Genomic DNA, 7,498 nt, shown 5'->3' with positions numbered 1-7,498 from the left:
GAAGCCATTTTCAACGCAGTTTGGCCGACGCGCAGCAGCCTTTAAATAGGCTCTCAGCGCAGGACGTTGGTCTTGGCCAGGTCCACCACCTCGCTACCGCGACCACTCATCACCGCGCGCAGCATGTAGAGGCTGAAGCCCTTGGCCTGGGCGGCCTCGATCTTCGGTGGCAGCGACAGTTCCTGCTTGGCGATGCGCACGTCCACCAGCGCCGGACCGGGATGGGCGAAGGCCTCCTCCAGGGTGGCGTCGAGCAGACTGGCCGATTCCACCTTCCAGCCGCGCACGCCGCAGGCCTCGGCCACCCGGGCGAAATCGACCTCACCCAGATCTGTGGTCTCGTCGATCATGCCGGCGGCCTTCATCTCCATGGCGACGAAACCCAGGGTGGCGTTGTCGTAGACGATGACCTTGACCGGCAGCTTCTCGCTGGCCAGGGTCGCCAGTTCGCCCAGCAGCATGGACAGCCCGCCGTCGCCGGCCAGCGCCACCACCTGGCGATCGGGATAGGCCGACTGCAGGCCCATGGCCTGGGGCAGGGCGTTGGCCATGGAGCCGTGGCTGAAGGAGCCGGCCAGCTTGCGCTCGAAGTTCATCGCCAGGTAGCGCGCCGCCCATACCGTGGGGGTGCCGACGTCGCAGGTGAAGAGGGCGTCCGCCGCGGCCAGTTCACTGACCCGGGTGGTGAGGTACTGCGGATGCAACGGCTCGCCATCGGCGGTGGCGGTGGCCAGTTCGTCCAGCTCGGCGCGGGTCTTGCGGTAGTGCTGCTGGGCCTTTTCCAGGAAGCGGCTGTGGCTGTTGGGCGCAAGGCGCGGCAGCAGGGCGTCGAGGGTAGCGCGGACATCGCCCACCAACCCCTTGAGCAGCGGGGTACGCACGCCCAGGTGGGCGCCGCGCACGTCGATCTGCACCACCCGGCCGTGATCCGGGAAGAAGTTGCGATAGGGGAAGTTGCTGCCCAGCATCAGCAGCAGGTCGCACTCCTTGAGCGCGTGATAACCGGACGAAAAGCCGATCAGGCCGGTCATGCCCACGCCATAGGGATTGGAATACTCGATATGGGCCTTGCCGCGCAGCGCATGGACCACCGGCGCCTGCAGCCGCTCGGCCAGGGCCACCACCTGGGCATGGGCACCGACGCAACCGGCGCCGCAGAGCAGGGTGATGCGCTTCTCGCCAGCCAGCAACTCGGCCAGGGCATCCAGTTCGGCCTCCGGCGGGACCACCACCGGACGCACCGGCTCGCTCCACTGGACTGCCTTGATCGGCGCCTCGGCCAGGGCCACGTCGCCGGGAATCACCACCACCGACACCGAGCGATTGAGGATGGCCGAGCGCATGGCGGTCTCGAGGATGCGCGGCAGCTGCTCGGGATGGGAAACCACCTCGCAGAAGTCGCTGCAGTCGCGGAACAGCCGCTCCGGATGGGTCTCCTGGAAATAGCCCAGGCCGATTTCGCTGGAGGGAATCTGGGCGGCGATGGCCAGCACCGGTGCGCCGCTGCGCTGGGCGTCGAACAGGCCGTTGATCAGGTGCAGATTGCCCGGACCGCAGGAGCCGGCGCAAACCGCCAGGCGCCCGCTGGTGTCGGCCGCGGCACTGGCGGCGAAGGCGGCGGCTTCTTCGTGCCGTACGCCGCGCCAGCGGATGCGATCGCGCTTGCGCAGGCTTTCGGTGAGGCCGTTGAGCGAATCGCCCGGCAGGCCCCAGATGGTGTCCACACCAGCCGCTTCGAGGGTGGCGACGAGCAGATCGGCAACGGTTTTCACAGCCATGACAAAGACTCCAGGCAAGGGTGGGGGAGGGCAAAGCCGCTTGGCAGAGGTCTTGTTGTGCTTTCTTGGTCCGACGAAGCGGGCGGAAGTTCGCGACCGTCCCGGCGTTTCGCCCGGTGCACGGACGTGCTTGTGCAAGGCCTAGGCGGAAAGGATTGATTTATATATGGCAGGTAACTATGAGGTAGATGCCATCGGTGCATTCGCGGAGGCAACCTTGGATCGAAAACCGTATTGCCGGGTAATGGCCGTCCAGCATCCGATGGCTGTTGTCCCAGCATGCCTGTCCTAGACGGGAAGTGCTGGAGCGACTTCTTCAATGGCAAGGGTGTCACGGTCGACTTTATGACAGAGCGAAACCAGCCTGCAGATCAGACGCGTGACCATTCTGATGCCTAGATTCATGCTCAAAACCACAGCTTTCATCCTGATAAAACATATTGCAGAAATACGACATGCTCAGGTTTTCGACACGCCTATAAATCGTCGGAATGAAAGGACTTTCCGATCGCTGTAGTGCCCGATGTGTTGGTTTATGACGAGCGTCTCAACCAGTCTCGCGTTTTCAGGACCTTGAGTAAGTCTGTGCTAGTCGAATAACCAATTTCTAGACATTTCTTGTAACCTGAACTAGACCTTGCTGACGCAGGAATGACCTACGTAACCTGTAGTTCAAGGCGATGGCGCACCTTCGGTACCCCGGTGGATAACCTCTTGAAGTCCGAGGCGAGCTAAGTGCGCCTGGATCAATCATTGTCCAGGAGATTATTGTGAAGTATCTATCGAAGAAATCGGCGCCTGCACAAGGCAGCGTGATTGATGACGTGACAGTCTATAGTTTCGGCCATAAACACTCACTGACCATAGATGTAAACGACTTCGATGAGTATGCGTCTTTCGCAAAGTATATTGAGGATTCGACCGCGGTGAGAGAGTCGAGAGCCTCGTTGACAACGCTGAATGTCACTGGCGATTATCTCGACAAGGTCGCGCGTATTGACGGGCAAACGCTTGATACCGAGGCCAGTGGAATCACTCTCGACTCGACAATTAAGCATTTGAATTTGGCGATTACGAAGAACGAAGTTTCCAATAGCTCGTCCATATCGCTATCGAATTTCGATAGACTTGAAACCGTAGACGCCACCAGATCAACTGAGCCCCTTTATCTTTCGCTTAGCGAGGGCGGCATGGATGGAAGGAGTAACAGTGCCTATCTACACTCCGTTGATTTGAACGCAGGCGGTCATGTTTTCGTGAGTACTGTCGCGGCCGAGGAGTTTGATTCCGTCGCTTCATTAGCACATGCGCGCGTTAAAGATATTAATATCAATGCAGGCGCCGGTGATGTTTCGGTTGGCGCTACCATTCAGCAAGCAGATATCAATATTGACGCGCGTCATGGTTCTGCCACGGTGGATCTGTCCTTTGTGAAAGGGGTGGAGACTCACAATGCCTCCTCGCATGGTTCTTTGGGTCACGGCGCCAATATTGTTGTAGATAGCGAAAGTGAAGGAAGCTACATAACGCTCTTCAATGGCAACTTAGTCAATTATGATACGGCCGCGTCAAGTGCTGAGAAATCGGCATCTATCATCGCCAACTTGGTTAAAATAACCGGCTTTGATGCTTCTGATAGCTATATTCTTTACGGTACGCCAGTTGGCAAACCTGAAGCGGTAGTCACTATCGCAGACAATGTCGTTGCAGGGGCGAAAGACATATCTACTGTCTTGGATATTGTGTCGAAGGAAACCGTAGGGGAGGTGAATGCCGCGGTCTTCCACTATCACGGAAATACCTACGTGTTCCAGGATGCATAGGCAGGTTACGTAGCACCTCCTTCAGTAGATTCCGCAGATAGTTTGATTGAGTTGGTGGGCGGTTACGATCTAAATGATGTTGCGGCGCACGTAGTGGCGGGTATACGCGGAATGGGACACTGATTGCATGTGCACTCATTCATTTCTTTATTGGGTCGCTACACTTATCTTTTTTGATAGGTCGTGAGCCGGTCGATTTAAAATAAGGAAAGGGCCTATGCAGTATGTGCCCTTTCTGCCGAGCAATTGCCTGTTTTCCTCATGGGCTGCCGGCATTTTTTCATGCGATGAAACGTTATTCTAAGGAAGTCCCACGCCAGCGATGAGTCAGCTCGTTTAGTTCATCTGATTTTTTGATAGCGCCAGTAAGTCGCCTGGCGCCTCATGCCTCACGTTGGACTATCGACTTCCAGACGATGTCGTACAGCTTAGCTGTCGGACCTAAGAGCCTGGCTAAAGTCGTAACGATATCGATACGACGTTTTAAATTCGATACGCCTGTATTAGCCTGGCGCGTCAATCGTAACGATTTCGCTACAGCGCAATTCTATTTGGTTAGCCAAGCCCTTGAAAATGCTGACTTTTGCTCCTGGCATCACCCTTGCACAACCAGACCCATCTATCCATCAGGACAAAGGTCCGCAGGAGTCTGGCAATGGGTCTGCGCTATACCGAAGAACACGAATGGCTGCGTCAGGAAGCCGATGGCAGCATTACCGTTGGCATCACCGACTATGCCCAGGACTCGCTCGGCGACCTGGTCTTCGTGCAACTGCCGGAGCTGCGCAGCTACGCCCAGGGCGATGAGGTCGCGGTGCTGGAGTCGGTCAAGGCCGCCAGCAACATCACCATGCCGCTGGACGGCGAGGTCCTGGCCGTCAACGAGGCGCTCAACGATGCGCCCGAGACCATCAACAGCGATCCGCTGAACGCCGGCTGGTTCTTTCGCTTCCAGCCCGCCAATGCCGAAGCCTTCGCCGCGCTGCTCGACGAAGCCGCCTATCAGCAACTGATCAAGGGGTAAGACCGCCATGTCGCTGCACGACACCCTCAGCACCGCCGACGAATTCGTCCCGCGCCACATCGGTCCGCGCGAGCTGGACGAGATCGCCATGCTGAACCTGCTCGGCTACGAATCCCTGGACGCCATGACCGCCCAGGTGATCCCCGAGAGCATCAAGGGCACCAGCGTGCTGGACCTGCCCGCCGGGCTGTCCGAAGCCGACGCCCTGGCCGAGCTGCGCACCATCGCCGGCAAGAATCGCCTGCTCAAGAGCATGATCGGTCAGGGCTACTACAACACCCATACCCCGGCGCCGATCCTGCGCAACCTGCTGGAAAACCCGGCCTGGTACACCGCCTACACCCCCTACCAGCCGGAGATCTCCCAGGGTCGCCTGGAAGCCCTGCTCAACTTCCAGACGCTGATCGGCGACCTCACCGGCATGCCGGTGGCCAATGCCTCGCTGCTGGACGAGGGCACCGCCGCCGCCGAGGCCATGACCTTCTGCAAGCGCCTGGCGAAAAACAAGGCCGGCGCCTTCTTCGCCTCCGTGCACTGCCATCCGCAGACCCTGGACGTCCTGCGCACCCGCGCCGAGCCCCTGGGCATCGAGGTGGTGGTGGGCGTGGAAACCGAGATCGAGGATCACGGCCGCTTCTTCGGCGCGCTGTTCCAGTATCCGATGACCACCGGTGAGATCCGTGACTACCGGGAGAGCATCCAGGCCTTCCAGGCGGCCGGTGCCCTGGTGGCCATGGCCGCCGACCTGCTGGCCCTGACCCTGCTCACCCCGCCCGGCGAACTGGGTGCGGACGTGGCCATCGGTACCGCCCAGCGCTTTGGCGTACCGCTCGGTTTCGGCGGTCCCCACGCGGCCTACTTCGCCACCCAGGACAAGTACAAGCGCGACATGCCCGGGCGTGTCGTCGGCGTGTCCATCGACCGCCACGGCAACCCGGCCTATCGCCTGGCGTTGCAGACCCGCGAGCAGCACATCCGCCGCGAGAAGGCCACCAGCAACATCTGCACCGCCCAGGTGCTGCTGGCCAACATCGCCAGCATGTATGCGGTCTACCACGGTCCCGAAGGCCTGACCCGCATCGCCACCCGGGTGCAGCGCCTCACCGGCCTGCTGGCCGCCGGCCTGCAGCGCCTGGGCCACGAGACCCAGCACACCGCCTTCGACACCCTGACCCTGGTGTTCGGTGCGCGCACCGCCGCCCTGCACGAGGCCGCCCGTGCCCGTGGCTACAACCTGCGCGAGGTCAGCGCCGAGGCCCTGGGCGTGTCCCTCGACGAGACCAGCACCCTGGCCGATGTCCAGGCGCTGCTGGAGATCCTCGCCGACGGCAAGGCCGCGCCCCAGGTCGCCGAGCTGGGCGATGCCCAGGGCGTGGAAGTGCCCGCGGCGCTGCAGCGCCAGTCGGCCTTCTTGACCCATCCGGTGTTCGCCAGCCACAGATCCGAAACCGAGCTTATGCGCTACCTGCGCAAGCTGGCGGACAAGGACCTGGCGCTGGATCGCACCATGATCCCGCTGGGCTCCTGCACCATGAAGCTCAACGCCGCCAGCGAGATGATCCCGGTCACCTGGGCCGAATTCGGCGGTATCCACCCCTTCGCCCCGGCCGACCAGGCCGAGGGCTATGCCCAGCTCACCACCGAGCTGGAGGCCATGCTCTGCGCCGCCACCGGCTATGACGCCGTGTCCCTGCAGCCCAACGCCGGTTCCCAGGGCGAGTACGCGGGTCTCCTGGCCATCCGTGCCTATCATGCGAGCCGCGGCCAGGGTGAGCGCGACGTCTGCCTGATCCCGGCGTCGGCCCACGGCACCAACCCCGCTACCGCCAGCATGGTCGACATGCGCGTGGTGGTGGTGGCCTGTGACAAGCGTGGCAACGTCGATCTCGACGACCTGCGCGCCAAGGCCGAGCAGCACAGCGAGCGCCTGGCCGCGCTGATGATCACCTATCCCTCCACTCACGGGGTGTTCGAGGAAGCCATCCGTGAGATCTGCCAGGTGGTCCATGACCATGGTGGCCAGGTCTACATCGATGGTGCCAACATGAACGCCATGGTCGGCCTCTGCGCCCCGGGTCAGTTCGGCGGTGACGTCTCCCACCTCAACCTGCACAAGACCTTCTGCATTCCCCATGGCGGCGGCGGTCCGGGTGTCGGCCCCATCGGCGTCAAGGCGCACCTGGCGCCCTTCCTGCCCGGCCATGCCCGGCTGGAACGCAAGGAAGGCGCGGTCTGCGCGGCGCCCTATGGCAGCGCCAGCATCCTGCCGATCTCCTGGATGTACCTGAAGATGATGGGTAGCGCCGGTCTGACCCGCGCCTCGCAGATCGCCATCCTCAGCGCCAACTACATCGCCCGCCGGCTGGAAGAGCACTATCCGGTGCTCTACAGCGGCACCGGGGGCCTGGTGGCCCACGAGTGCATCCTCGACCTGCGCCCGCTCAAGGACAGCAGCGGCGTGACCGTGGACGACGTGGCCAAGCGCCTGATCGACTTCGGCTTCCATGCCCCGACCATGTCCTTCCCGGTGGCCGGCACCCTGATGATCGAGCCCACCGAGAGCGAGTCCAAGCAGGAACTGGATCGCTTCTGCGACGCCATGATCGCCATCCGCGAAGAGATCCGCGCTCTGGAGGCCGGTACCCTGGATCCCCAGGACAACCCGCTGAAGAACGCGCCCCATACCGCGCGCGAGGTGGCGGGCGAGTGGACTCACCCCTACAGCCGCGAGCAGGCAGTCTTCCCGTTGCCGAGCCTGGTAGACGGCAAGTACTGGCCGCCGGTGGCGCGCATCGACAACGTCTACGGCGATCGCAACCTGGTCTGCTCCTGCCCGCCGATCGAGGCCTACGGCGAGGCCTGACCCTCACCCC

4 protein-coding genes are annotated in these 7,498 nt (G+C 61.8%); 3 read left to right on the top strand and 1 reads right to left on the bottom strand.

All coding sequences use genetic code 11. From position 1 onward, the window contains the following. Positions 1–53: 53 nt before the first annotated feature. Entirely contained in the window at positions 54–1,778 is a 1,725-nt protein-coding gene (gene poxB / locus C722_RS0120845) for a ubiquinone-dependent pyruvate dehydrogenase (RefSeq protein WP_017642373.1), read from the bottom strand. 770 nt (positions 1,779–2,548) lie between these two features. On the opposite strand from poxB, the gene C722_RS0120840 reads away from it, so the two are divergent. From C722_RS0120840 to gcvP, 3 genes are all read left to right on the top strand, one after another. Then, positions 2,549–3,601: a hypothetical protein gene (locus C722_RS0120840; protein WP_017642372.1), complete on the top strand. Its 1,053-nt coding sequence runs from the start codon at positions 2,549–2,551 to the stop codon at positions 3,599–3,601. 655 nt (positions 3,602–4,256) lie between these two features. Beyond that, positions 4,257–4,625, top strand: a complete 369-nt coding sequence (gene gcvH, locus C722_RS0120835) for a glycine cleavage system protein GcvH (RefSeq protein WP_007159937.1) — start codon at positions 4,257–4,259, stop codon at positions 4,623–4,625. Positions 4,626–4,632: 7 nt separating this feature from the next. Further along, the gene (gene gcvP, locus C722_RS0120830; protein WP_017642371.1) at positions 4,633–7,488 is read left to right on the top strand and encodes an aminomethyl-transferring glycine dehydrogenase; all 2,856 of its coding nucleotides are present in this window, start codon (positions 4,633–4,635) and stop codon (positions 7,486–7,488) included. Positions 7,489–7,498 lie beyond the last annotated feature (10 nt).

The sequence above is a fragment of the Pseudomonas sp. 313 genome (genome assembly GCF_000316965.1).
GTDB classification, from domain to species: domain Bacteria; phylum Pseudomonadota; class Gammaproteobacteria; order Pseudomonadales; family Pseudomonadaceae; genus Chryseomonas; species Chryseomonas benzopyrenica.
This window is presented reverse-complemented; position numbering and strand designations above follow the sequence as displayed.